At 50.8% G+C, this 26,629-nt stretch carries 20 protein-coding genes and 1 riboswitch; of the genes, 4 read left to right on the top strand and 16 right to left on the bottom strand.

Annotated features, from left to right (window positions below; translation table 11 throughout):
* Positions 1-257 precede the first annotated feature (257 nt).
* The 11 genes from thiE to KJS57_RS10425 form a co-directional block, all read right to left on the bottom strand.
* Positions 258-929: a thiamine phosphate synthase gene (thiE, locus tag KJS57_RS10475; RefSeq protein ID WP_213654736.1), complete on the bottom strand. Its 672-nt coding sequence runs from the start codon at positions 927-929 to the stop codon at positions 258-260.
* Positions 929-1,876, bottom strand: coding sequence for a bifunctional hydroxymethylpyrimidine kinase/phosphomethylpyrimidine kinase (gene thiD, locus KJS57_RS10470; RefSeq protein WP_213654735.1), 948 nt, complete (start codon positions 1,874-1,876; stop codon positions 929-931). The genes thiE and thiD overlap by 1 nt, the downstream gene beginning before the upstream one ends.
* The gene (gene thiM / locus KJS57_RS10465) at positions 1,873-2,715 is read right to left on the bottom strand and encodes a hydroxyethylthiazole kinase (RefSeq protein WP_280520376.1); all 843 of its coding nucleotides are present in this window, start codon (positions 2,713-2,715) and stop codon (positions 1,873-1,875) included. The genes thiD and thiM overlap by 4 nt, the downstream gene beginning before the upstream one ends.
* 65 nt (positions 2,716-2,780) lie before the next feature.
* Positions 2,781-3,467, bottom strand: coding sequence for a thiaminase II (gene tenA, locus KJS57_RS10460; protein ID WP_213654734.1), 687 nt, complete (start codon positions 3,465-3,467; stop codon positions 2,781-2,783).
* Positions 3,468-3,580: 113 nt separating this feature from the next.
* A riboswitch (TPP riboswitch) is annotated at positions 3,581-3,687 on the bottom strand.
* A 73-nt stretch (positions 3,688-3,760) separates the two neighbouring features.
* Positions 3,761-4,108 carry a hypothetical protein gene (locus KJS57_RS10455; protein WP_213654733.1) on the bottom strand — a complete coding sequence of 116 codons (348 nt, stop codon included), beginning with the start codon at positions 4,106-4,108 and terminating at the stop codon, positions 3,761-3,763.
* Between the two features lie 76 nt (positions 4,109-4,184).
* Positions 4,185-5,450 carry an ATP-binding protein gene (locus tag KJS57_RS10450; protein ID WP_213654732.1) on the bottom strand — a complete coding sequence of 422 codons (1,266 nt, stop codon included), beginning with the start codon at positions 5,448-5,450 and terminating at the stop codon, positions 4,185-4,187.
* Positions 5,451-5,548: 98 nt separating this feature from the next.
* A complete protein-coding gene (locus KJS57_RS10445; protein ID WP_213654731.1) occupies positions 5,549-6,580 on the bottom strand; it encodes a DUF2804 domain-containing protein in 1,032 nt (343 codons plus the stop codon).
* A gap of 32 nt (positions 6,581-6,612) precedes the next feature.
* Positions 6,613-7,860 carry an MFS transporter gene (locus KJS57_RS10440; RefSeq protein WP_213654730.1) on the bottom strand — a complete coding sequence of 416 codons (1,248 nt, stop codon included), beginning with the start codon at positions 7,858-7,860 and terminating at the stop codon, positions 6,613-6,615.
* A gap of 49 nt (positions 7,861-7,909) precedes the next feature.
* On the bottom strand, positions 7,910-9,817 hold the full coding sequence (locus KJS57_RS10435; protein ID WP_213654729.1) for a glycoside hydrolase family 2 protein: 1,908 nt from the start codon (positions 9,815-9,817) through the stop codon (positions 7,910-7,912).
* Between the two features lie 127 nt (positions 9,818-9,944).
* A complete protein-coding gene (locus KJS57_RS10430) occupies positions 9,945-11,084 on the bottom strand; it encodes a 5-methyltetrahydropteroyltriglutamate--homocysteine S-methyltransferase (RefSeq protein ID WP_213654728.1) in 1,140 nt (379 codons plus the stop codon).
* Positions 11,085-11,210: 126 nt separating this feature from the next.
* The gene (locus KJS57_RS10425; protein WP_211022836.1) at positions 11,211-12,122 is read right to left on the bottom strand and encodes a LysR family transcriptional regulator; all 912 of its coding nucleotides are present in this window, start codon (positions 12,120-12,122) and stop codon (positions 11,211-11,213) included.
* Between the two features lie 141 nt (positions 12,123-12,263).
* Here KJS57_RS10425 and KJS57_RS10420 point away from each other — a divergent pair, with 141 nt between their 5' ends.
* Positions 12,264-13,505 carry a peptidase gene (locus KJS57_RS10420; RefSeq protein WP_213654727.1) on the top strand — a complete coding sequence of 414 codons (1,242 nt, stop codon included), beginning with the start codon at positions 12,264-12,266 and terminating at the stop codon, positions 13,503-13,505.
* A 58-nt stretch (positions 13,506-13,563) separates the two neighbouring features.
* On the opposite strand, the gene KJS57_RS10415 is transcribed toward KJS57_RS10420, so the two are convergent.
* The 3 genes from KJS57_RS10415 to KJS57_RS10405 all read right to left on the bottom strand — a co-directional run bounded on the left by KJS57_RS10415 (position 13,564) and on the right by KJS57_RS10405 (position 19,914).
* Complete coding sequence (locus KJS57_RS10415; RefSeq protein WP_213654726.1) at positions 13,564-18,423, bottom strand: S8 family serine peptidase; 4,860 nt, start codon at positions 18,421-18,423, stop codon at positions 13,564-13,566.
* A gap of 427 nt (positions 18,424-18,850) precedes the next feature.
* Positions 18,851-19,600: a PIG-L family deacetylase gene (locus KJS57_RS10410; protein ID WP_213654725.1), complete on the bottom strand. Its 750-nt coding sequence runs from the start codon at positions 19,598-19,600 to the stop codon at positions 18,851-18,853.
* On the bottom strand, positions 19,597-19,914 hold the full coding sequence (locus KJS57_RS10405; protein ID WP_211022840.1) for a DUF1806 family protein: 318 nt from the start codon (positions 19,912-19,914) through the stop codon (positions 19,597-19,599). The genes KJS57_RS10410 and KJS57_RS10405 overlap by 4 nt, the downstream gene beginning before the upstream one ends.
* A gap of 196 nt (positions 19,915-20,110) precedes the next feature.
* On the opposite strand from KJS57_RS10405, the gene KJS57_RS10400 reads away from it, so the two are divergent.
* From KJS57_RS10400 to KJS57_RS10390, 3 genes are all read left to right on the top strand, one after another.
* Positions 20,111-20,869, top strand: coding sequence for a GNAT family N-acetyltransferase (locus KJS57_RS10400; RefSeq protein ID WP_244861478.1), 759 nt, complete (start codon positions 20,111-20,113; stop codon positions 20,867-20,869).
* A 285-nt stretch (positions 20,870-21,154) separates the two neighbouring features.
* The gene (locus tag KJS57_RS10395; protein ID WP_213654723.1) at positions 21,155-22,411 is read left to right on the top strand and encodes a chitinase; all 1,257 of its coding nucleotides are present in this window, start codon (positions 21,155-21,157) and stop codon (positions 22,409-22,411) included.
* A gap of 98 nt (positions 22,412-22,509) precedes the next feature.
* Complete coding sequence (locus tag KJS57_RS10390; protein ID WP_213654722.1) at positions 22,510-23,256, top strand: GTP pyrophosphokinase; 747 nt, start codon at positions 22,510-22,512, stop codon at positions 23,254-23,256.
* A gap of 47 nt (positions 23,257-23,303) precedes the next feature.
* On the opposite strand, the gene KJS57_RS10385 is transcribed toward KJS57_RS10390, so the two are convergent.
* Both KJS57_RS10385 and KJS57_RS10380 read right to left on the bottom strand, forming a co-directional pair.
* The gene (locus KJS57_RS10385) at positions 23,304-24,464 is read right to left on the bottom strand and encodes a YecA family protein (RefSeq protein ID WP_213654721.1); all 1,161 of its coding nucleotides are present in this window, start codon (positions 24,462-24,464) and stop codon (positions 23,304-23,306) included.
* A gap of 39 nt (positions 24,465-24,503) precedes the next feature.
* A complete protein-coding gene (locus tag KJS57_RS10380) occupies positions 24,504-26,459 on the bottom strand; it encodes an elongation factor G (protein WP_213654720.1) in 1,956 nt (651 codons plus the stop codon).
* Between the last annotated feature and the right edge of the window lie 170 nt (positions 26,460-26,629).

Below are 26,629 nucleotides of genomic sequence, written 5' to 3'. Positions count from 1 at the left end.
CCCTTAGGTCTAAGGACTCATTCTAAACAATCATGCACCATGCCAATCTCCCTCTTCTTTACGAACCTCAGGAGGCTTATTTCAGGAAAAAGAGACACAAAATAAATCTAACGAACCCCAACGGCGCTATGGAGTACATTAGAGGCAAAACGGCTCCATTTGTACCACAATAACGTTACTGGGGTTCGTTATAATTTCAAATTACTGGATTTAGGCCAAATAAGCGCTCTTGAGTTCGTTAGACTTTCAGATCAACCCTACTTCAGGCATTCCATTTGGCCGATGATCTCCTTCACCGCCGCTTTGATCTCGCCGAGCGGCCTTCCCGTCACCGCGGATATTACGGCGACGCCATCGGCGCCCGCGCCAATGACTTCGCCGGCGCGGGCGGGGGTAATTCCGCCGATGCCGACCAGGGGCAGGTCGATTCCCGCGCCGCGAAGCTCGCGGAGAATTCCCGGCCCCTGCACCGCATGGGCGTCGTCTTTGGACACGGTCGGATAGATCGGGCCGATGCCGAGATAATCCGCGCCATGGCTGGCCGCGAGCCGGGCCTCTTCGGCCGTGTGCGCCGATACGCCGAGCAATCGGTTCCCGATGCGAGCGCGGACCCTTGCCGGGTCCTCATCATCCTGTCCGATGTGGACTCCGTCGGCCCCGATCCTAAGGGCCAGGTCCACATCGTCGTTGATGATGAACGGAACCCCGGCGCGGCCGCAGGCCGCCTGCATTTGAAGCGCCAGCGCCAGCCGCGCTTCTCCGGCAAGCGAGCCGGGGCCCTTCTCTCGGAACTGCACGAGCGTGACACCGCCGGCCAACGCTTCTTCCAGCACGCGAAGCGGATACTCCTGACAGTTGACGCTGCCGATGACCAGATACATCCGCAAATATTCGCGCATTTGATCAGCGGAAATCCTTCCCTCTGCCATCAGCCAGCCCCTCCCTGCCGCCGGCGGTAGGCCCAATGATTGGTCGGACCGTGGCCATGGCCGAGCTCCAGGCTGTCTTCGATCGCTGCCTGAATAAAGTCTCTCGCCAGCTTCACCGCTTCCAGCGGTGCCATGCCTTTGGCGAGACACGCGGTCAGCGCAGCGGAGAAGGTACAGCCGGTACCATGCGTATGTAGGGTGGAAATCCTTTTGTCGGTCAGTTCCGTAAAGGACTTGCCGTCGTACAGCAGGTCCGTTACGATCCCGCCGCCGCGCCTTTCTACCTCAGGCGATTCCCCCGGTCCGATCTTTCCGGCATAGTCACCGCTGGTTTCCTCGGCCGTTTCTCCATCCGCTCCGTCCGCTCCGTCCGCTCCGCTGTCGCTTCCACCCCCGGCTTCATCATGACCGCCCTTGATCACGACCAGCTTGGGCCCCATGGCGCTGATGATCTCAGCGGCCTTCTTCCGGTCCTGCATCGTGCGGATCGTCACGCCGGAGAGTGCCTCCGCCTCCGGGATGTTCGGCGTGACCGCCAAGGCCAGCGGAAGCAGGTCCTTCTCCAGCGCGTGCACCGCTTCTTGCTGAAGCAGCTCAGCCCCGCCCTTCGCGATCATCACCGGATCGACGACAAGGCGCTCCCAGCGAAAGCGCCGGACCTCTTCGGCAACGGCATGAATGATGTCGGCGTTAAACAACATGCCGGTCTTCACGGCATCGACGCCGAGATCGCTGCCGACAGCCCGGATCTGCTCCGCTGCCGCTGAGGCCGGCAGCGGGTAGACCCCGCTGACACCGAGCGTGTTCTGCACGGTGACCGCTGTGATGGCCGACATGCCGTAAACGTTCAGTTCCTGAAACGTTTTGAGGTCGGCCTGAATCCCGGCTCCGCCGCCGCTGTCCGATCCGGCGACCGTCAGCGCCTTGGCTAGGCCGTGGCGGTTCACACCAGGCCCCCGGCCGTCGCCGCCTGGATTTCCCGGACGGAGGCGTAGCCCTTCAGCGAATGCGGATGCAGCTTCGCGAGCTCATCCAGGAAGGCGGTCTGGAAGCTGCCAGGCCCGAAGGCGGCCGTTCGCTCGGCAGCGCGGGCAGCCGCCGTACCATAGAAGGCCAGCCCGGCCGTCCCGGCGAGCAGCAAGTCCTCCTCGACCGCCGAAAAAGCGCCCAACACCGACGTCAACAGGCATCCCGTGCCGGTTACCTGCGTCATCAGCGCGTCGCCGCCGCTGATCACCCGGCACAGCTTCCCGTCGGTGATCACATCCTCCCGCCCGGTGATGGCTACGACCGTTCCCAACTCCTGGGCGGCCCGGACCGCCAGAATGGCGTTGTCATAGCTTCCGCTGTCACCGGCGTCCACGCCTTTGATCTCGCGGGTCTCGCCGATGAGATGCGCAATCTCGGCCGCATTTCCCCGCACCAGCGAAACCCGCACCTCACGCATGATCCGCAGCGAGGATTCCGTCCGGAATCTCGTTGCCCCGGCCCCGACCGGATCAAGCAGCACGGGAACGCCGTTCTCGTTGGCCGAACGCCCGGCGATGACCATCGCCTCCACAAGGTCGCTGTTCAGCGTTCCGATATTCAGCACTACCGCGCCCGCGACTTTCGCCATGTCGGCGACCTCTTCCGGTGCGTAAGCCATAACGGGAGAGGCTCCCAGCGCGTAAAGCCCGTTGGCCGTAAAATTGGTCACGACTACATTGGTCATGTTATGAACGAGCGGTTTCGTCTTTTGCAATTTGACAAGAAGTGAGGACAGTTCTCTTTCCAGCATACTCATATTGTTCAATCAACCTTTCTTTATGAAATAGATAGATTTGAAAAAGAAAATAAAGTCTGCCCGGCTCACAGCACCGCCGCCCGCATCGGAACGGGCCATTCTTCCTGCTTGTATGCCATGTCCCAGAACAGGTATTCCAGTTGGCAGCTATGCATAAAATGCTCCTTCATGCGCTCCCGCTCCGCCGCGCCGGCCTCTTCCGCCCATAAATCCACCTGTTTGCGCAGCTTCACCGTGGTATCACCCGCGAGCCCCCCATAAAATTGAATCCAGTCATAGAAGGGATGAGACGGCTCTGGCCGGACTTCCTCGATCAGCCTTTGGCCGATTTCCAGGTATGTCCAAGGGCATGGCAGCAGCGCCGCCAGCATTTCGCCAAGACTTCCTTCATGGGCAACCGTCAGCATATGCTTGATGTAATGGTGCGCGGAAGGAGCAAGCGGATAGCCCTGCATTTGCTCATATGTCACCCCCGCAGCGGTGCAGAAATTTTGATGCGGATGAACCTCGCTGTGCAAAATAAAGCCAATCTGCTCATTAAACATTTCAATATCTTCCCGCCGCGTGCATTTCGAAATCGCGATCCCGTAAATTCGCATATACGCATTCAAATATTCATAATCCTGTTTGACATAATGGATCAGCTGCTCCCTTTCCAGCTTTCCTTCCGCAATTCCGCGGACAAAAGGATGCTCATAGATCGCGTCGAACAGACCATCCGCCTCCCGGCGTACCTCCTCGGTAAAGTTCACCAACGCCCACCTCCGGTAAATAGTTTTAGAATAGGAATCCGCATACCAAAAAAACCGCCCCGGAAACGGAGCGGCTTCATCTGCAATATAATACGGACATACGTATCGCCTTTGAAGGGCCGGCTCCACTTCCCTACGCTAGTACGAACTAGATCAGGTTCAAAGGGTCCAAGAATTCGTCTCTTGTCTCAGCCGTTTAACGGCTCCCCTAGTGGATTTCCTATTCTATTGATACATACTGTACCCCAGGCTTACAAGATTTGTCAAACAAATCGCGAGGTAGGACTCATTAATTACTTCTTATCCACCTGCAGCAGGGTAACGTTCTTGATCGTATAAGTATCTTTGATTTTCTCTTCCGAAATGACCTTTAATTTGACCAAACTCGCGATTTTACCGGAATCCGGCTTGGACAGCATTCGCCAAAGCTCGAGGTCCGGCAGGGCATCGTACAACCGGTTCTCATCGTATTCCCTCCGGTTTTGCAGGACGAGCGTTACCTTATGGCTTTCGAGATCCAGACCGGTCGTATCCTGATCCCGGCAGTAATCCAGAATGGCTTGGCGAAGCTCCCCCAATTCCCGGTCCAGCTCTTTCTGCTGCTGTTTTACCTCATAATAACGTTCCACGATCTTGTCCAAAAATTCTCACGCTCCTTTATATCCCATGGATATGCCGAAGCGTGCGATTTTAGGCCAGCCGGCCGCTAAACCTTATTCACTTGGCTTCTGCCCGTTCATGCAAGGGCAAAGTGATCGTAAATCGGGTCCCTCCCCGGTGGACGCTCTTCAAGGATACTGTTCCCCCAATTGCCTGGATCGCCTGATAGGAGAACGTAAGGCCAAGCCCCGTCCCTCTGGCCTTGGTGGAGAAAAAAACGGAGCCCAACTTCTCGATTTGGTCCTTCGTCATCCCGATTCCATTGTCTTCTATCGTCAACACGGCTTCTCCGCCAACTGCCGCCAGTTCCAGGGTCACCCTTCCCTCCGTGGAGTCGTAGCAGGCTTCAATCGCGTTCTTGATCATATTCATAAGTATCTGTTTGATTTTCTCGGGATTGGCCAGAATCCATATCCGGCCTTCCGGGATCTGCCCTTCCAGCGCGACATTGTTCATATTCGCATAAGGGCGCATCACTTCTACCGTTATTTTCAGCAGGTTCGACAGATCGGTCGATTCTTGATGATCCGTCAAGGGCTTTGAGATGGAAAGATACTCCGAGAGTATATATTCGGTACGTTCCATTTCGCTTACGCAAATATCTATGTAACGATTGACTTTATCCCGTTCCAGCGAGGACTCGCGAATCAGCTTGAGGAACCCCTTTACCGCAGTGAGCGGATTGCGCACCTCATGAACCAGCGATGCGGCTACCTGACTGATCACCACGACTTTTTCATTTTGCGCGTATTCGATAAACAGCTCCTTATCCTTCACTGCCTTTTGAAACAACGAAATCAGCAGCCAGTTGCCGATAAAGTTCTGAACCGGAACAACAAATATATGAAACAACAGATTATTTTCGATAGGATCCGGATTGTACAAATAGACGAACAGGAGCGGTACGAAGAAGAAAATGAAGCCCGCCAATAATACGACGGGCACTTTTTGCCTGGCAGCCAGGTACATCCGACGTAAAGCTAAGGATAGGGGAAAGATGATCAACATGATCACCATCGCAATTCCCATCCCGTCGCCGCCCAAGTACAAACGGTACAGTACAAATTCCAGCAACAGAATGAGACCTGCAGGCAAGCCGCCGAAAATGAGTCCGAAGAAGAGAAACACATACCTTATGTCATAATAGTACCCGGTCACCGCGCTTGCCCCGAAGGTCATGGAGAAGAACAAGCAGATCGCAGTAGTAATTATAATGAATTTCCGCGAGTAATTCCGGGGCGAATCCCGGTAATAAACATTGAACATCAGAAAGGGCATAAGGGCAAAAAATAACTGGAGTATTATTTCCTTTACAATGGTCATCCGCAGTCACCCTTCATTTCCAGGACATTAAATTTAGTTGTATAATAATTCTATCCTACTATCTTTAAACCCTTTAATTCCAGGCTTAACCAAGCCAATCACCAATTATTTACCGCATGTTCGATAAACGCTACCATCTCCTTAATTTCCAGGACCCGCCCATCGTCCAGCACGGCTTTTCCCGTAAAGGTGCCAAACAACTGATGGCATTTGTTGTCCACGAACAGCAGCTTCGTTGCCGTCTGCTGGTCATAAATCGGCGTGAACTCCATTTCGAATCTTCCGTCATCGCTCGTAATCCTTTTCTTGGACATATAACCCCCGGCCGGCAAATCATAGATGACCCGGCCCAGCTTATGGGCCTTGCCGTCATAAAACAGCATATTTTCACTAGCTGCCGAGGTGTTGCCGAAGCCGTGACCGATATTGAAGCCAAAGCGTTTCCCGTCCACATAGCAGCTGCCGTTTCCCCAAAACCATTCGTGTCGGAACGGCCATACCCCTCTGCCCCAATCCAGCAGCCCAAAGGAAGAATCCGGCTCAAAACGATACTCCTTACCGTCAACCTTTACAGAGCCTGTAGCAGGCATGCAATTAATCTTATGGTTGTAATAAAAACAGGAGCGATGCTCGTCAAAAGGAGTGGCGATGACCAACGACGTTTTGTCGGGCTGGGACAGGGCGACGTCGACCTCCATCCTCGGCAGGTTCCCGCCGCCGCCGGCCCGGCAAATCAGTCTTCTTCCGCCTTCGTACACCTGGAATTGCATGAATATATCTTTCCGGCTGTAGGTCAGATCCCCTTCTTCGGCGGATAGCGGCATACGCAAACGGTTAAACGGCAAGGCAAGCATCCGGGAAACCTCATAATGCTTCCCGGTAGCAAATTCAAACAGTTTCACCGCAATACTGCCCGCATAAGATACATGTCCGATCGTAAGCTGCAGACAGTAATCGTCATTGGACACCTGGTAGAAATCCCATTCTTTGATTTTCCAGGGCGGTACCTTGATTCCGGAACGGTTATAATTCAGCACGGCCTGTGTCGAATATCCCTTCTGCAAAAGAGAGCCGTTGCCGTCAAGCAGGTCCCCCGGCGTAACGATCTGATGTTGATAGTTTTGTTGCATAGCTTTAGCTGCACCTCCATATGAGTATGATTCTATTTTGGTTCCGAAGCATCCGACTGCAGTCGCATCTTGGCGAATCTCCCCGCCGGGATTAACGGCAATACCGTAAGAATCGTCACGAGCGCCGATACAAGAAAGAGCGTTTCGGTCGGCACCATACCTGAAACTCCATCAATAACCCTGTGTACTCCGTATTGCGTGATCACGAATCCCGAAAGCAAAGGCCCGATCACCATGGGCAGACAGACGGCAAACACCATTCTGATCCCTTCAAATTGCCCCCGTTGCTGCTCGGGGTACAAATTTTTGACCCAGGCGGTCACCGTTTGCATCATCAGGACATAGCCGATTCCGGCTCCGAAAATCCCGATCAGCAGCACGAAATGACTGGAAAACCGTGAAATGATAAGCAATCCTGTAACATTGGCCAGCACGGCAAACAGGATGACGGAGGCGAGCTTGCCTCGTTTGATGAATCCGGCAGCCGGCAACGTCAGGAATATGGCGGCCACGAGCCCGATGCCCTGTAAAATGCCGGAAAGAGAGTAGCTCATGTTGAGGTAGTTGTTGAGATAGATAGTAATGTAGGGGAAATAGACATTAAAAGCGGTAAAGAACACAGCGTTAATCACGAACACCCAAAATAATTCCTTATTCTCCAGTACCGTTCGTACCCGGAACACTCCGGCAAACTGGCGCCAGTAGCCAGCTTCCAGCTTCCTTGCCTTCAAGCCCGGGTCATCCTTCAACATGAACAGCGCGAGTATTCCCGTCACCGTCACCATACCGCCCATCATCGTAAAAAAGGGAAAGAAACCAAGGGCATCCACCAGCATTCCGGATACGACGGCCCCGAATATCGTAGCCAGCACCGGCATGGCGGCAAAAGCCGCGCCGAGCTTGCCCCGGTTATGCACATTCGAAATATCCGTAGTCCATGGATTATATCCGGCATCATAACAGGTCGAGCCGAAGAAGCTCATGACGGCATCGGCGGCTACGATGACGACGATGGCGATGTTCAAGGGATTTTTGGGGACAAACTCCGTCGCTCCAAAAGCCATCGTAAATACACCCCAGCAAATATAACCGACGGCGATAAACGGCTTCCTCTTTCCGGCCCGGTCCCCCCAGGTCCCGATCAAGAAGGTGGTCAGCGTAGATACGATCGCGCTGATGCCGACCATCCATGAAATAATGGACGGATCTTTGGCGATTTTGGCATAAACAAAGGTGTTGAACCAGGAATTTTCGATGTTCCAGCAAATCTGGCCCGCCATGCCGAGAATCCAGATCAATGTCCAATTTTTTGACGAAATACCCCCGTTTTTAATAAACCTCAGCCCCTTCCATCATGTCGTTACACAGCTCGTTACGCAGCTCGTTACGCAGCTCGTTCAGCAAATCGTCATGAAGCTCATTCAGCAACCCTTCGTCCAGCTTGACGATTTCCCGGTCATAGGTCAGGATCCCGTTCAATTCGGTCTCGACATCGGTCAGTTGGGTATAGACGGCAGCGGCTACCCCCTGATTGACCAGCGGCTTCAATTGTTTCTTGATCAGTGAGGCATAAGCGGCGTTCAGCGCTTCCCGGCTCTTGAACTTCCTATATCCGAAGCCTTTGCCTTCCCGCCATACATGCCCCTCCTCCATCAGACTGTAGCCGCCGTATTCGGAAATCACGACCGCGCGGCTGCCGGACTTCTTCGGCATTTTCAGCTTGCGAAAATAAATATGCACGCTCTTGAAATCGCCCGCCTCTTGATCATGCCAGCCGCTGGCATGGTCCACCGGACGGGACGGGTCATAAGCCTTGAGCCATTCCGCAATGTCCGCGGCATCGAATTGTCCCCAGGCTTCATTGAATGGGACCCACACCCCGATGCATGGGACATTGTACAATGCGTCGACCATCTCTTTTAATTCCTTGCGATAGTTGTCGCGGTTGGAGATTTCCGCCCTGCCCAAGGCTTTGTACTTGTCGTCTTTCACTTTGATTGCGCTTACAAAGTTAGGGAGGATGAAATGATGCAAATGGTTCCAGCCCCCGCCGCCGTTGATCATGTCCTGCCAGACAATCAGTCCGAGCCGGTCGCAATGATAATACCATCTGGCCGGTTCGATTTTGATATGCTTCCGCACCATGTTGAAGCCGAGCCTCTTCACGGTTTCGACATCATAAGCCAACGCCTCGTCACTCGGAGCGGTATATAAACCGTCAGGCCAATACCCTTGGTCCAGGACACCATGCTGGAACAGCGGCTCCCCGTTCAGGAGCAGTCTGACTGCGCCGGCCTTATCCTTCCCGACACGGAAATCCCGCATCGCAAAGTAACTTTGTATCGTATCGAGCGTGCTTCCGTCTTCCGCATGCAATCGGACGGTTAGATCGTACAGAAACGGGTTGTCCGGGCTCCATAACTTCATTTTCGAAAAATAAAGCTTCAGTTCCCCGCCAACCGGACTACCCCCGGTTGCGACGATTTCGCCATCCGCATAAGCTATCGCCTCAATGCGGTTATGTACGGAATCGGATCCACCATTCGCAGAATCAATATGTATAAATACGGACAACTCCCCGTCCGCCAGGTCGGGCACCAGCCGAAAGGAGGCGATATGCGCTTCGGGAACCGGCTCAAGCCATACAGTCTGCCAAATCCCCGAGACGGCCGTATAGAACAGCCCCTTGGGATTCAAAGCCTGCTTGCCGCGTTCTTGCCCGAACGTGTCCGTCGGATCCCAGACCCGAACAATAATCTCTTGCTCTTGACTCCGCTCCGCATTCCCTGCATTTAAATGCCCGGTAATATCCAGGGAAAATGGGGTGTAACCTCCGGTATGTTCTCCGGCTTTACGCCCGTTGACCCAGATTTCCGTTTCCCAGTCCACCGCCCCAAAATGCAGCAGCAGCCTTCGCCCTTTCCAATTGTCCGGCACGGAAAATGTTCTCCTGTACCACAACCATTCCCCGGGACCCAGCGGTTGCTGCACCCCTGACAGAGCCGACTCTACCGGAAATGGAACCAGAATTAGACCGTCCCACAAGTCCGGTGTACCGCTCCCTTTCGCCCTGGGAGTGATCGCATATTCCCAAAGCCCGTTCAAATTCATCCACTCGTCCCTGACCATTTGAGGCCGCGGGTATTCCGTAAGCACTCGCTGCGGGTCGACCTGGCGCCCCCATCGGGTCTTCAGCCCTGCTCCGGCTTTCCAGCCGGACTGTTCCGTCCGTTGCATGTCATCCCTCCTTTTCTGCCTTGCATAATAGCAATTCTAATCTATATTTATTGTTTTGATAATCCATGAATTCCTCGCAAAAAGAGCGGAACCCGATATGCACCGGATCCCGCTCTCACTATATTCTCTAGCTCCATATTTCCTCGGCAATTTCCTTGATGAAGGCCAGCTTCCTCCACTGCTCTTCCTCCGTCAACAGATTACCTTCCTCCGTAGAGGCAAATCCGCACTGCGGGCTGAGGCAAATTTGGTCCAAACCCACAATTTCCGCTGCTTCTTTAATGCGGGCGACAATGACATCCTTGTCCTCCAGCACTCCTGTTTTGGAAGAAAACAATCCCAAGACGACCTGTTGATCCTTTAGCTCCTTCAGCGGTGTAAAATCCCCGGCCCGCTCCGTATCGAATTCAAGATAATAGCCGTCGATATGCTGTATTCCGAACAACGTTTCCGCAACCGGCTCATATCCGCCTGACGAAGCCCAGGTGGAGTAGTAATTGCCGCGGCATACATGGGTCGTTACGACCAGGTCGGACGGCAATCCCTCAACCGCCTCCTGATTCACGCGGGCATACAGCTTCGCGATTTCGGCCGTATCCACCCCCGCACCCTGCATCGTTTTCGCAAATTCCCTGTCACAGAGCATGCCCCATGTGCAATCATCCAGTTGAATGTTGCGGCATCCTTCCTCATAAAAAGCAAGAATCGCCTTATGATAAGCCTGGGCGATATCTCTCGCCAACTCGTCGGTGCTGCTATAATACTTGTCCGTACTTGCATTGTTCTCTGGACGGAGCAGCTCCGCCAGGAACTGCGCTGGCGCCGGAATCGTCTGGCGGGCAACGACGTCGTCTCCTGCCGCTTGCTTCAAGAACCGGAAGTGCTCGACGAACGGATGGTCGGAAAATCCGATTTTCCCGTTCAAACACGCGGTTTCCGCTCTTGTCTCAATGCCGTTGAACTGGTAGCCTTTTTCCGATCCTGCCTTCTCTACGCCGTCCAGTCCCCACATGAAATCCAAATGCCACCAGGAACGTCTGAACTCTCCGTCCGTCACGGCCTGAAGTCCGGCCGCTTTTTGCTGCTCGACCAATTGGATAATCTCGCGATCCTCAATTTGCTTCAGCTCGGCCTCCGTAATCTCTCCTTTGCCGAATTGCGCTCTGGCCTTCTTCAAAGCCTCCGGCCGCAAAAAACTGCCCACTACATCAAACCGGTATGGCGCCGCCTTTCTGGATGTTCCTTGAACCGTCGTCACGTTGCACATGGCTGATATCTCCTCTTCACGATTGAATTTGAATTCGTTAAGAGAAAAATACCATACCTTTCCGGCTATAGAGTAACTCTAATAAGCTATAACTGGTTATAGCCAAAAGCTATATCTATCTTTTTGCTAGCCCTGGGTAATCTTCACGGACTCCTTCAGAGCCTCGACGTATGCCAACGCCAACTTGGAAAGTGTCGCATGCTTATGACAGATCCAGCCGACATTGATGCTCTCACTGCAATCGAGCGGGACTGGAATAATTTCGTTTCCATTGAGGTCCGAACTGAGCACGCCTGTAGAAATCGTGTACCCGTTCAACCCGATCAGCAGATTGAATAGCGTCGCCCGGTCATGGACCCGGATGCTCTTCGGATGCGACAACGTACTGAGAATCTCCTCGGAGAAATGAAACGAGTTGTATTCCCCTTGGTCAAAGGACAAGTACGGGTATTCCCGCAATTGGTCGATCGTCACCATCTCTTGCTTGGCCAGCGGGTTTTGAATGCTGATGAAAATATGCGGCTTCGCCACAAACAGGCTGTTGAATTGCAGTCCCGCTTCTTTTAACAGCTTGTTAATAACCTTGGCATTAAAGTCGTTCAAATAAAGGATGCCGATTTCACTGCGCCGGGACTTCACGTCCTCGATAATTTCATGCGTTTTAGTCTCGCGCAGCGCCATCTCATATTCCGCATGCCCGTAATCTCGCACCAGGTTCACAAAGGCGTTCACCGCAAAAGCATAATGCTGGGTAGAGACCGAGAAATGCTGGGGAGCCAGCTTTCCGTCCAGATAACGGTTCTCCAGCAGTTCCGCCTGCTCGACCACCTGCCTTGCATAACTCAGAAATTCCGAACCCTCATTGGTCACGGAAATCCCCTTATTCGTCCGCTCAAAAATGGTGACCGAAATCTCTTCCTCCAAATCCCGGATCGCATTGGATAGACTGGGCTGGGAAATAAACAGCCGCTTGGCCGCTTCATTCATCGAACCGCGGTTTGCGACCTCGATGACGTACTTCAATTGCTGCAAAGTCATGGTTGCCGCCCCTCTCACACTGTGTACTCCATTATTCCTATTTAATGACGATTTTCCGCCAAGTGCAACATTTCAGGAATTATCCCGTCAAGGTTAATGAGCAGAGAACATAACATCACCATCCGACGGAGGACTCTAACTATGAAAAAAATGAACAAAGCTATCGCTACAGCATCCCTACTGGCAATGACCGCAATTCCGTTAGCCGCTTTTGCGCAGGATGTACCGCCGCCAACCAAAACCCCTGATTTAAGCATGGTTCAAAATCAAAATCAGGTTAAGATCGTACCGGGCACATTGGGACAAATTACTGACTTCATCAATGATGAGACCGGTAAACTCATTACAGTCAAAGGACGCGGACTCGCGCCTACCGATCAAAGCGAAATCATTCTAGCGATCACCAAAGATACGAAAATCGTGGACGCAAAAGGCAATAAAGTGGCTCTGAAGACCATTATAGATGAAAAGAAAGCGATTAAAGCCTTCTACGGTCCTAATATCACGAAAAGCTTGCCCGCCCGCGGAACCGCGTTGACGCTGGTCGTTCAGGATCAGTCGTTTACTGCGATAGACGGCGTCGTATCTGAAGTCCGGGAAAACGGTATTTTCGTCAAAGGAACCGATATTTACTCCGGTTTTGAGGACAGCATTGTGCTGCATTTTGCGGACAAGACCCAACTTGTGGACCAAACCGGCAAGGCTATTACGGCTTCCGAAATTAAAGAAGGAATGACGGTAAGAGCGTTCTACGGCCCGGCCGTCATGCTGAGCCTTCCTGCCCAATCCACGACAAACTATGTTGTAGTAAACACGGAAGAAACAGAAATGCCAAGTGAGGAGGCGCCGGGTACGAACGGAGTAATCACCAATATTGCGGATAATACCATCACAGTGATCGGTAATCCTCTGGAACAAGGCGGTATCAACTATATTTTCCTGAAGGTGGATGAAGAGACACAGATCGTGGACGAAAACGGAGTGGCATTGACCAAAGATGCCCTTAAAGCCGATCAACGAATCATCGCCTATTATCCTGAAGTCATGCTCATGATTTATCCGGCTCAATCTCATGCCGATAAAATCGTAGTTCAATCCGCGGTTGCTCCTAAAGTGGAAGGAACCATTCAAGCTTCCGATTTAGCTTCGGAAGGCCAAGTTTACGTGAATGTCGGTTCCGACGACTCGAAGAATAACGATGTTATTCTGAATATTTCGGAAGACACGGTAATCATTCCGCTGCTGGCCGGAGAACCTAAGCTCAAAGCCGGCATGAAAATCGTCGCTTACCACTCGCCGATCATGACCCGTTCGCTTCCTGGAATGACGAATGCCGAAATCGTCATCGTAACGGAAGACAAAGACGCCGTAATGCCGCGTTAAGACCTGCATGATACAAAAGAACCTTCAACCCGCCTATGCGGATTGAAGGTTCTTCTTTTTACTTGGTATACGTCTTAAAGATCCGATACACCACCACGGCTGCTTCCGCACGAGTCGTAAAGGACTCCGCTTCGAACCGGTTTTCGCCTTTGCCTTGCATCAGTCCAAGCTCTGCCACCTGGGATACAGCTTTCTTAGCCCATTCCTGAATGCTGCCGCCGTCGGCAAATCCGGACTGCTGCCCATCGGCTGACCCTGTTTTGCCTAAGTACTCCAGCACTCTGGACAAAATAACCGCCATTTCCGCGCGTGTAATTTGTTGATCCGGTGCGAAGTTCAGGTTATCATATCCGCTTACGAATCCTTTTGCAACCGCGGTTTGCACGTCCTCGTAATACCAGCTTCCTTCCTTCACGTCATTGAACCGGGCTTCGCCGGCCTTCTCCTTCTCCAGCTCCAGGACCCGGATAAGAAGCGCAACGAATTCGGCTCTGGTTACTTGGGACCCTGGTGCAAATGTCTCCGCGCCTTGGCCGGTAACGATGTCCTTGGAAGCAAGCACTTCAATTTCGTTCACAGCCCAGGCATAGTTCGAGCTTGTCACATCCTTAAACGAGATGTCCTTAGCCATATACATATACCGGCTGAAGCTGTTCAGAGTGACAACAATTTTGCCGTCGATCAAGCGTCCCGGACGCTGGGTAAGCTGTCCTTTGTCACCGATCTTAAACAGGCTGATTTTTTCACCGTTTAATTGCCCTGCGGCAAGTGCGCTTACCGGGATACTCAGCTCCACAGGCTTGCTGAAACTAAGTCCTTCCAGCGGTTTGCCGTCCTTATCCAGAATGGAAAAGTCATAGTACTGACCCAGCGGTTTGATGGACGACCCGAGTTTCAGACCGGCCAATAACTCCTTAGTAGCGTCTTCGGTTGCAGGAGTCACTTGCACAAAAGCCGCTTCCGCCGAACCAACAGCCCCCGCCGGCAGTGTCAGCGTCAACCCGTTCGGTAACTTAACCGTTGCAGACTCATTCGGCTTGATCGCCGTTTTAACGGCTCCGTTTACCGATGGAGTCTCCGGTTTCGGAGTAGGAATTGTAGGAGCCGTTACGCCGCCTCCGCCACCACCGCTGCCTCCACCGTTGCTTCCACCGTTACCTCCGTCACCGCCACCAGGATTCGTAACCTCCGTAACAGTGACTTCCACGGTTTGAGTCAATCCCTTGTAACTCACTTCCACAGCAGTACGGCCAACCTTCTTGCCGCTTACCAGTCCCTTTACTGCCGAAGCTACACTCGTATCGGCTACCTTATATTGCGCCGTTCCCGTTACATCCGAGACCTTGCCGTCCGGTCCTTTGTAAGTGACCGTCAGTTGCTTGTCGGTACCCTTCTGAATGGAGACGGTTTGAGGGGTGACGTTAAGAACCGATTGCTCTTGGATCGTAACTAGAGCGCTACGAGTCGATTGAATTGCGACTTCATTACCCTCGCGATCCAACAGTTTCAAATTGGCAAGCTGGAATTCATATTGCCCAAGGGTGTTGCCGATAAAGGTCAAAGTCGCCAGAGAGCCGCTTCCAGAATATCCATCCGTATCATTCAAACTGATAAAGTACTCATATCTATTCGTGTTTTCATCGTACCCGTACACAGCGTCCGACACCGTGAGCGGTACAGATGAATTATTTAATGCTTGATGATTCCTAAATTCTGCACTCGGCGTCATTGAAATAAGCTCTACTTGGTTGTTATACAGCAAATCGAATTTAGCGGAATACACGGCTTCGGTAACCGCAAAACTCACACTCAGCGGAAACTCTTCGTTTGGAAATACCTGGTCTGATTCCACTATTGGGGCTACAAAATCTTCCAATGTATAGTCGGCGATAGAAATTGGGTTGGCTAGCCCGTTGCCTGCCAAATCGTAGACAAACACTTCATAAGAATTCTCTCCCGGATAAATAGGAACCTCAATACTGAACTTGCCTTCAGCATCAAAAGTACCATCGAACTGCATTGAATTCTTGTTGTTTTTTGCCGTAACACCAATAACCTGACCGATTTCATATCCCAAAGGAACCAGCAAATCAATTAGCAGATCCTCGGTAACCTGACCGGAAATCATCCCCGTCATATCTAATTCGTTCAAAGTAAGATCTGGGTCACTAAGTTTAGAGATCGGGGCTTGGGTGTCCATTATAAACGGAACTGCTTGCTTCTCAAGAGGAACAGCTCTATCTAAAGAAATGCCTACCCATGGTATTACTAAATACATGCCATCCCCTAGATCCGAATTCTTATATCCTTTCAAGTTATAGCTTCCGATATCAATTCCATTCAATTCTTCTACTACAGTATCTACCCAAACCCCATCTGCGCTGTATACTTCCAACGAGAAGTATGGAGTGTATTCATTCACCGTAAACGAAATATCGGTGGCATCCAGCTCTCCATCCCCGTTAGGTGAGAAAATATCCGGAATGATCATTAAATCCGTGACTACATCAAACTCGCCGACGGAAATTGCTATCGGCATTTGAATTACATGACCGCTTCCAGTCTCCGTTAAAATTAATTCACCTTCGTAATAAGCTTCTTTTCCCGTGCTTGGTACTTCCAACGTAACTGTCAAAGAAGCCTGTCCATTAGCCTGGATTGCTATTTGATCAACTGAAGGAGATAGCCCAATTGAAGAATCTCCATACCACTTGGCCTCGATCGAGTACGTTGATGCTTCCCCAACTATATCTTTTACAATAATAGTACGCTCCACTGTTGAACCGTAATTGACGTAACCGAACGACAGGCTACCTGTATAATAAGTCTCCGGATTCCCTTCCACAAAAACGGTATTTTCCTCGGTCATGGCTACCGCTTTCGCTTCCAACACCTTATCGAGTGCAACACGGCCTGCTCCCTGATCCATATGTGTATATTGTTTACCCGTACGGTCATTGAGCTTCACGGTATTATTCATCATCAAAGCCTTGATTTCATATTGGCTTAAATTGGAGTATCTCTGCTTCAACAGAGCAGCAACACCAGCAATATGCGGAGCTGCCATACTTGTACCGTTCTGCGCTTCATACCAACCTTCATACTCCGGTACACTAGAACGAATGCCAATACCAGGAGCGGAAATGTCCGGTTTGATATCCAATGAAGGGAGAGATGGACCGCGCGAACTGAAACCGGCCATAATATCCTGTTCGATCTTGGCTCCAAATGAAACCTTCAGTGATGGATTGGATTGGAGTTGCGACTTGACCCGCTCGCCATCATCGCCGGAAAGTGCATAGATCGGAATCGTAATCTCTACACTTCCGAGTGTACCGCTCTCCAAAGCTTCAGGAGCATTATTATATATAATTGCAGCCGCAGCGCCTGACTTAATCGCATTCTCGGCCTTTTCAACAAATGAAATTTCCCCGCGTTTGATAAATGCAATTTTCCCCGTTAGATCTTTACCGGCATAATCGGCTTCTGTCCCCAGTCCGACCTCCACGAGTCCATATGCTTCCGTTAAGTCTTCGATTCCTTTGGACTTGTCGAAGGTATCCATTAGAAATTCGTCGTTTTTACCGGAAACCTTCAATATCGGTGTGTTTAATGGAGGCTTGGATGCCCCTACTGTAATTGCCAGTTCCGCTGTACCCGGGTCAGAAACGGTAGCTTCGCCGGGTCCGCTGTTCCCGCTGGATACAACCGCAATAACGCCTGCCTTTACGGCATTGTTGACAGCAATGGAATCCGCCGACCGCTCATTATTCGTGTCCGAGCCGAGCGATAGATTGATTACATCAACACCATCTTCTACAGCTTTTTCGATGCCTGCCATTACGTCTTCCGTAGAGCCGCTGCCGTAAGGTCCAAGTACTTTATAGGCATAGATCTCCGCTTCCGGTGCTAATCCCATAATTCCATCTTGAGTGCCGGTACCTTCCCCACGACCGGCAATAATCCCGGAGACGTGGGAACCGTGCGAAGTCCAGTACGGCTTCCCGGTTACAGGATGGTATTCGTTGATTTTCGGATTCAATGCTTTTGCCTTCAGATAATCTTCCCTTGTCGTTTCATAAGGCTCATTATCGTCGTTTACGAAGTCGTATCCCCAGTTACCTGTTGGAATTGAGGCTTCCAAATCGGGATGGTCATTGGCAACCCCGGTGTCGATAACACCGACTTTAATTCCGCTGCCCTTCACTCCCTCATTCCAGAACGATTCGCTCCCGATGAATGGAACACTGCCTTCCGGCATTACGACGGTAGCATCCGATTCCGCAGTCGCATACACCGTGTTGTTGGGATAAACAGCTTTGACCCCAGGGAGCGCGAGCAGCTCCTCCACTTGGTTGGCCGCAATCGTCAACGAAAATCCATTAAAGATTTCAGAATATTGACGGCCAATATCGGCATTCAATTTGCTCGTCACGTTCTTTTTAAAATTTTGTTGCTCCGAATTTACTTTTAATTGATGGGATGATACCGAAAAAGAACGCGACTTACTTTGAAGCTGTCCGGCTTCAAATACTTTCACGGGTTCTTCTTGAAGTTCCACGATGACGGAGATTTGTTCGTTGCTATCTGAAAGTGGTACAAAATTTTGAGGTTCAAACGTAGATGTTAATGAGGGGTCTTGCTGTTCGAGTGTCAAACCTTGGTTGGAGAGACCCTTCTTTGAGGACTTGCTAAAAGACTGTTTTTGCTTTCCTTGCAGCAAAGTGCTTGGATCGAGCTTTACCGAATCAAGCGTTACGGCATCCGGGTTCAGTCTTGATATGACTTGACTTAACCCATTGCTTTCTTCTCCAGGCGGACCGCCCTCTTGCGCTCCCGCTGCAGGAAGAAGCAAGGTGAAGGCCAAAATGAAACTTAATATTCCGGCAAATAATTTTCTGTTTATACTCCTACTCAAACTCTCATCTCCCTATTCTTGGTATTTTAGGTGTGTCATCTACTAAAGTTGCTGTCCTATTTCTATTCTATAATTCAATATAAAAACCTCAAATATTTTACAAAATTTATATTAAAAGATTATAGTTACATAATATAACAAATTACGACATGATCCTATCTTTCAACTTATCCCTAGAAGATTGTCTAATAATTATCCGTCCTTCCTAAACGGACAAATCACCAAAATGTCCGCCTAAAAGTGGACAAACAGGGTATATGCCTCGTCAAGCTAATACGTCAAAAAGTCCGCCCGGGAAGGACGTTAGCATAACCTAGCCTCATCTCCCCGACCTGCTCCACGCAAAAAGACCTCACACAACCAACAGGTTGCATAAGGGCTTAAGCTTAGCTTAGCTTAGCTTAGCTAAGCTCGGCTTCTATCCTAATTAACTTTCGAAGGCAAATACCGCGCCGCTATCTTCTGACTGAAACAAATCGTCGTCATTCACGAGGGGAGCCGCTAGCTCCGTTTTTATAAAGTACTCATGCATGCCGAACCGTGCAAGGGCCTCAGCATCCGGGAGCCATACCCATTCATCGATCTCGGATTGACAGCGGTGGGCCCGAAATGCGGCCAGCTTGGCCTCCAAATGCTCCGACACGTTGATTTTAACGATATCGCTGCGGGTATAGCCAAATCGTTCCGGAACCGCCATCATGTCTCCGAACGAAATATAATAAAGTCCGTCCTTGCGCCCGGCCCGGCTAAACGCCGCCTTTGTCGCTTTGCCGATCGCGCAATGATCGGGATGGCCGCCCAATCGTTCATGGAAGGTCAATACCGCATCGGGATTGATGTCACGAATTAAGTCTTCGATCCGCGCGGTCAAGCTTTCTTCATCCGTGAATTCCACGGTCTTGTCGCGAATATCCAGGAAAATTAGTTCACGAATCCCGAGGCAGTCGCAAGCTTCGCGCAATTCGTGTTCCCTGGCGGCTGCGATGGTCTCCCGGTTAAGATATGGCGGATTGCCCATCCGCCGTCCCATTTCTCCCCGCGTCGCGCTTACCAGCGTAATATCGGCACCTTCCGCCGCATATTTGGCCAAGGTCCCGCCGCAAATAAACGTCTCATCATCGGGGTGTGCAAATACGGCAAGCAGCTTCCGAGCTGTGTTACGATTCATATTGTTCATTCGGGAAAAGGCTCCTTTCCCAAATGGAGAGCTACGTCCATGCGTCCCCTGTCGTCAAATCCGGCCAGCAGCAAACGCCCCTGGTCGTCGATTTCGTAATGGGTGAGCGACTCCATACGAAGCCAGCCGTGTCCGTCAAAGCGGAGTGCTGCCCGGTAAGGGCCATTCCCTTCTCCTGCAATAAAAGCATCCGTTACTTCAACCTTGAAATTGCGGACGAATACATACGATGTAGCTTCACTGTGAATAAAGGCTGGTCCTCCGGCAAATTTCCGGAGCTCGGCCTCCACCTGCATTCGGTCTATTTTTTTCATCGTGATCCAGTACCTTCTTCTTTTTAAAAATACCAACCCGTTTATTATATCAGGATTTCAAAACCAAGGCTGATTGAAAGTTCATACAATAAAATAAACATAGTGAATATATGTTGAATATATGTTGAATATATATTCACTAATATGTATAATTATCCGAAATAAACTATTCCATTCATAGGAGATGTCGAACAGTATGGATCATAAATTGATTGAAGAGCTGGCGCTAAACAATTGGCCCGCCTTAACCACCCTGCTCTATGACGGATGGATACTGCGTTTTGCGGAAGGAGTCACCAAGCGGTCCAACTCGGTCAGCCCTCTGTTCGGATCTACGCTGGATATGAATCAGAAGATCGAGGAATGCGAAAAAGTTTACGCTGCCAATCAGCTGCCCGCCATCTTTAAAATCACGCCGTTCATTCATCCCGCCGATCTGGACACTGCTCTGGAACAAAGAGGCTACGAGATGATCGACATCACCAGCATTCAAACCCTGAAGCTGGACCGCCTTGCGGAACCCCTGCTCAATACCGTCAAAATCCTGGAGCATGCGGATGAGGAATGGCTGGAGCAATACAGCAAAATGGATCAGGCTTCGGCGGGAAAAATGGACACGATGGTACGGATGCTATCTCACATCCGAACCCGGAAAGGCTTTATTTTGCTGTATCATAACGGACAAGCGGTCGCCTGCGGCCTGGGGGTAATTGAGCGAGGGTTTATCGGACTGTATAACATCGTTACGGATGCCGCTTACAGAAATCAAGGCTTCGGGGAACAGATGATATTGCATCTGCTTCAGTGGGGTCAAGCCAACGGGGCAACGGACAGCTACCTGGCCGTAGTCGCCAATAATGGGCCCGCAAGGTCGCTGTACGCCAAAATTGGCTATACCGAAGTCTACACCCATTGGTACAGGCTTCAAAAAGAAGGATTGCCGCCGTCGCAATGATCAATAAGATAAATTTATCCCAGCGGCTTTATTCCTATATTCCGCATTCTTCCGATGGTATTACAGATCCAGACCTCGGGGAGGAGGGCCGCAAAGATCCGACCGCACCTCTCTTATTTCAACATCTTATCCCCTGCTGTTGGTCCTCCTTGATCAGCGGCATGGGATTTTTTTTTCGCCGGAAAGCCGTTGGTCTTTTTCCCGTGGGCAGCACTACCTATATACATCGAAAAAACGCCTAAGTAATATGGAAGCGTTATCAACCCACGGAAAAGGAGAATGTGTATGTCCGATCGAAAGTCCCCTGTTATGACCAAGGTACTGCGCCGCAGTCTACCTATCGCTTTAGGCACCGCCTTGCTTGCGGCTCCCCTGTCCGCATTCGCCCTGGAAGGAGCTTCGAAGCCCGCCCCGCCGCACCCAAATGAAAAGCCCCCTGTCCTTAGTCCTGTCCAGTATCAGGGCAGTTCACTACTCGTCGGTGAACACCGTCTCTTGCAGCGTAAAGATATTTTCCGGGAATGGGACGGCATCGATCCCGACTATTCGCCCGATAAAGCGATCGAAGCCGTAAAGGCCCTTTTGTCGGAGAAAGATTTTGAGGAATTGTTCCCCTATCGGTTAGGCTCCGAGGAATGGTTCAAAGTGGCAAAAGGAAAAGAGTACTTCAAAGAGGATCAAACCGATTATTTTTCATATGACAATCTCATGAATGCCGTAGCTGAAGTTTCTAACCTGAAAATAAAGATCAGCACCCGAACCGGGACCTGGACCTCCGCCCAGGAAATACATAGGCTGGACAAAGAGGCCAAGGTCGAGACGCTGGTCCTTCGCTCCGCCGATTTCAATTCGGCCGAGAATAAGCTGAAACCGATCGAGTCCGTGATTGTCGACTGCGGAACCTTCCTGAAAGAAGGCTTCAAAAAGAACCGCAAACGGGAGCTGGCCGCGTTTCTTGCCAACCTGTCGCATGAAACCGGCGGCGGCTGGGATGCAGCACCGGGCGGTCCACTGCGCTGGGGCCTGTTCTGGAACGAGAACATAGCGGGCCGGACCGGCGCCAACATGGATGCGTTCGTCGATCCGGGCACCGCCGAACTGTTCCCGGGGACCACCGACAAACGATATTACGGCCGCGGGCCGATCATGCTGAGCTGGAACTTTAACTATGGATTATTCAGTTCCATTATTTATGGGGATAAAAGCGTCCTGCTCAACAATCCGGAAATAGTAGCGGCCGATGGAAAAATCGGCTATATGACGGCCATCCTGTTCTGGATGACCCCGCAAGCTCCGAAGCCTTCGGCCCATGACGTGATGGTCGGCAGATGGAAGCCGAACGCGGACGAGAGGCTGAAGGGCCTCGGCAGTCCCGGCTTTGGCACCACTATTATGGTCCTGAACGGCCTCGAAGCCAATTTGGGCGAGGTCGAAGGCAGCCCGGTTAAACGCCGCGCAGGCCATTACCGGGAGATTACGCAGAGAATGGGCGTCGATATTTCCAGCGAGAAGGTCGACACGCTGAACATGAAGCCGTTCTAACTAACTCTTTTAAGACAGTTGGAAAGCGGAATCGGAAATAGGCTATAATAGAAGGACATACGCTTTCCATACTCTTTTGCACCAGAAGGACGGTAAACATGACACACAATCCCATCGAACAGATGAAAGTAATTCAAAAAAATCTGACCCGCTTCATGATGATGTATAAATTTGCCCTGCAGGAAGTCGAAACGAAAATCGAAATTTTACAGGAAGAATTTCAGCTGCTTCACGATTACAATCCGATCGAGCATACGAAATCCAGATTGAAGTCTCCGGAAAGCATCATGAAAAAGCTGTATCGCAAAGGCGGCGCGACCTCGCTTACAGACATCAAGAACAATATTAAAGATATCGCCGGCATTCGAATAACTTGTTCGTTTATATCGGACATATATCGGATCAGCCAGATGCTGCAAAGCCAAAAGGACTTGAATATTCTGTCCGTTAAAGATTATATAAAAAAACCGAAGGCAAACGGCTATAAAAGCCTTCACCTTCTGGTTGAAGTTCCGGTATTCATGTCCGATGGCGAGGAACTGATGTGCGTTGAAGTCCAAATCCGGACGATCGCCATGGATTTCTGGGCAAGCCTGGAGCATAAGATTTTCTATAAATACAACGAGGCTGTACCTGAGCGTTTGCTCAAAGATTTAAAAGTCGCGGCCGACACCGCCTATGAACTGGATTTGAAAATGGAGCAGCTCCAACAGGAGATGGAAGAAATCAAGCTGGCCCAACAATCCGAACCCGGCAATGATCTTCAATTGCTGATCAACAACGAGAAGTTCAAAATTCCGGATAACCTGCTCAAACTAGTATCCGAGGGACTGGGTCAAGCGTAAACGTCCACCATCCAGGTGGACATTTACGCTTTTTGTCCATAGCCCCCTTATTTGCCGCAGCACTTCTTATACTTCAATCCGCTGCCGCATGGGCACGGTTCATTCCGGCCGACTTTTGCCGATTGAACCGGAGCGTTGGCCCCTCCCGCTTTCTGGCCCGACACCAGCTTGGAAGCACCCAGTTCATCTAGGGTATGTCCGCAGTTGGCCCAAGTTCTTGTATGGTTGCTTATTTCGACGATCAAGCCGATTACCCGCTCCGCTTCCTTCGGGTTTTCAAACACCAGATCCCGTCTTTCGAATTCATAAATCAGCTGATCCAGCGGCGCATTCATGGAACAGGCAAGCTGAATGTCATCCACCAGCGCATCAACCATTTCCTCGTCATCGCTCATCCGATCCAGGACATAGGCTTTTAACGAGACAAGCTGGGGAGTCATTTCAAAGTAACCGTCATCCGCGTATTTCAGCAATTCCGTCTTATCCGGAACATAATGCGGTTTTCCTTGAATTTCCTGCAGCAATGACTGCAATTCCCCTTCCTCGCTGTTGTAGACCAGCCCCACATTAATCAGATATCCTTCTTCCAGAACAAAATTCTGTTCCCTTTGCAAAAACTGCTTGATGATTTCATCCAATTCCTCTTGTTCAAGAGGGTCGGAGGCATTTTGCCCATTGTATATTTCAAGAAGCTTGTCCGGCGTATAAATTCCATACAAGTTGGACAAAGCAAGCAGATAGTCGAATACCAGCGCCATTTTACTGCGTTTTTTCGCAAACTCCGGCGTATTTAATTTCGTAAATACTTCCTTCACTTCATCAGGCATCACCAGGTACAGCTTACCTTCATTAAAGTAAGTAAACACGATCCCTAGCTCCAGCATGAGCCGGTAATACCCGTACGGGAGGTAGTTGTCCTGCACGAAAGAATCACCATAAGCCGCCTCAAACACTGCCCATTCCGCAGCATCCAGAATGAGGAGAATCGACTCCAGTTGAGCGGGGTTCGTGATATACTCCTGAACCGCCTTGGCCAGCTCGGCTTGTTTCATTTTCGATCGGCCGGGTACTTGATATGCTCTGGCAAGCGATGCCGTCCGCGTCTTGGTTAAACCCTTCAGGGTTTCTTTTAAAGACGGGTTCACCTCGCCGACGATTGCGTACTGTATATTCGTTTGCTCCAACATTTCTTCAAAATCGTTTGTCATTATAAACTCCTTTTTTTAAATATTAAGTCGTAACCGAAATTATAAAGCGTGCATATTCCCTTCGGCTTCTTTCCACCCCACCGTATATCCTTGACCCTTGGCGCAAAAGATCGAAGAGGAAGTATATTCAGGATCGGCATCTTTGTTATAACCGATTCTTTCAATGATCTCCTGCTCATTATGGCATCGGTCATATCCGGCAAAAGTCAGACTAAGCACGCCTTTTCCATGAGTAAAGGAAGCTAGCTGGCTATTGTAATCCATAAATGTAGCTACCGGCACGGTTCCCGTCAAAATAGCCTTCTCCCCCTCATTTCGGGGAGCATCCAGTCTGCCGTTGGCCTGCCCGATATCCGAGATGACGCGGCCGATCTGTTCGAGGTCCACTTTGATTTTAAACTGGTAATATGGCTCTAGCAGGACGTTGGACGATTGCTCCAATCCCTGACGCAACGCTCTGTACGAAGCCTCTCTGAAGTCTCCGCCCGTCGTATGCTTATTATGGGCTCTTCCGGTCAACAAGGTGATCTCGACATCGGTTAGCGGCGAGCCGGTCAGCAGACCGTGATGCTCCCGTTCAAACAGGTGGTGACGGATCAGGTTCTGATTCCCGACGGACAAATCATCGGCATGACAGACATTTTTTAACGTAATCCCCGAATTCCGCTCGCCTGGCCGTAACTGCAGATGCACCTCGGCATAGTGCCCCAGCGGTTCAAAATGGCCGTAACCGTTCACCTGGGTGTCGATCGTTTCCTTATACAGTATTTCCGGACGGTCAAATTTCACCTTGAGTTTAAAGCGCTCATAGATTAGCTGTTCCAACACTTCAAGCTGGATCTTCCCCATCACATGAAGCTGGATTTCCTGCAGTCTATCGTCCCAGATCACATTCAGCGAAGGATCTTCCGCATCGAGTATTTTAAAATAGGCAAGCGCCTCTTTAACATGGATCCCGGGCTCGAAAATAACCTTGGACTTTAAAGTGGGCACCATTTCGTATACCGCTTTTTCCTGTAATTCCCCTATGCCATCCCCGACGGCGGCCATGGATAAACCGGTGACAGCAAACAGCTCGCCTGCCTGCACCCGGTCAACCGGCATAAACTCACGCCCGTTGTATTTCCGGATTTGCGTAATTTTTTCGGTGACGGGTCGATCCGCATCCCCATACTTCAAGTTATCCCTTACGCTCAAGGTTCCGCATAAAGCTTTGATGAAAGTGATTCGGGTACCATGATCATCATAGCGTATACGGTAGACACGACCCGCAAACGGGCCTTCGTTTGAATAATCGGTTTCCGTTAGCAGATGAAGCTTGTGCAGGAAGCTTTCGATCCCGATTCCTTGCAGCGCGGAGCCGTAAGCATAGGAATATGCCTGATTCTTCTGAATCAGGCGCCGCATCGCATTCAGCCACATCTCTCTGTCGTAGCCTTTCTCCAGATAATACTCCAGCAGAGCCTCGTCACGTTCGGCAACGAAATCAATCCACTCTTCGCTCATTCCGCCATCCTCGGCAAACCCATCCGTCAAATTGCAAAGATCCGAGGAGAAATTGGCTCGAATGTCCTGAACCACCCGAGGGACGTCCGCCCCGACTCGGTCCGTCTTATTAATGAAGAAGAAACAGGGAATCCGATGTTTTCTGAGCAGCTCCCAGACCGTTTCCGTCTGGCCTTCGATGCCCTCCACGGCGCTAACAATAATGATCGCCATATCCATCGCTTGAATCGCCCGTTCCGTCTCTGGAGAGAAGTCGATATGTCCCGGCGTATCGATCAGATAATACTCGTCATTCCCATACGAAAATCGTCCCTGATCGGCAAACACCGTAATCCCCCGTTGCCGCTCGATTTGATGGCTGTCCAGAAAGGCATCCTGGTGGTCGACGCGCCCCCGCTGTTTAATACTCTTTGTATAGTAGAGCAGCTGCTCCGAGAAAGTGGTCTTCCCCGCATCCACATGCGCTAAAATTCCAATCGTCTTGTTCATGAGCTTCCTCCGGTTGCGAGCCTAGTAATCTATTATAACATACGGAGGGGTTGGGTTAAGGCGGTGGGCACGGATAGAGGATTGGAAAATATAGTATATCTAAGTGAGGTGTTTCAGTAGGTGGCCCGCGAGGGACGCGACTATCAAGTTTAGAGGAGAAGTAAAAGAGA

The organism is Paenibacillus vini, from assembly GCF_018403325.1.
In the GTDB taxonomy this organism is placed as follows: domain Bacteria; phylum Bacillota; class Bacilli; order Paenibacillales; family Paenibacillaceae; genus Fontibacillus; species Fontibacillus vini.
The sequence above is the reverse complement of the archived record's forward strand: the minus strand, read 5'-3'. Positions and strand labels throughout refer to the sequence as shown.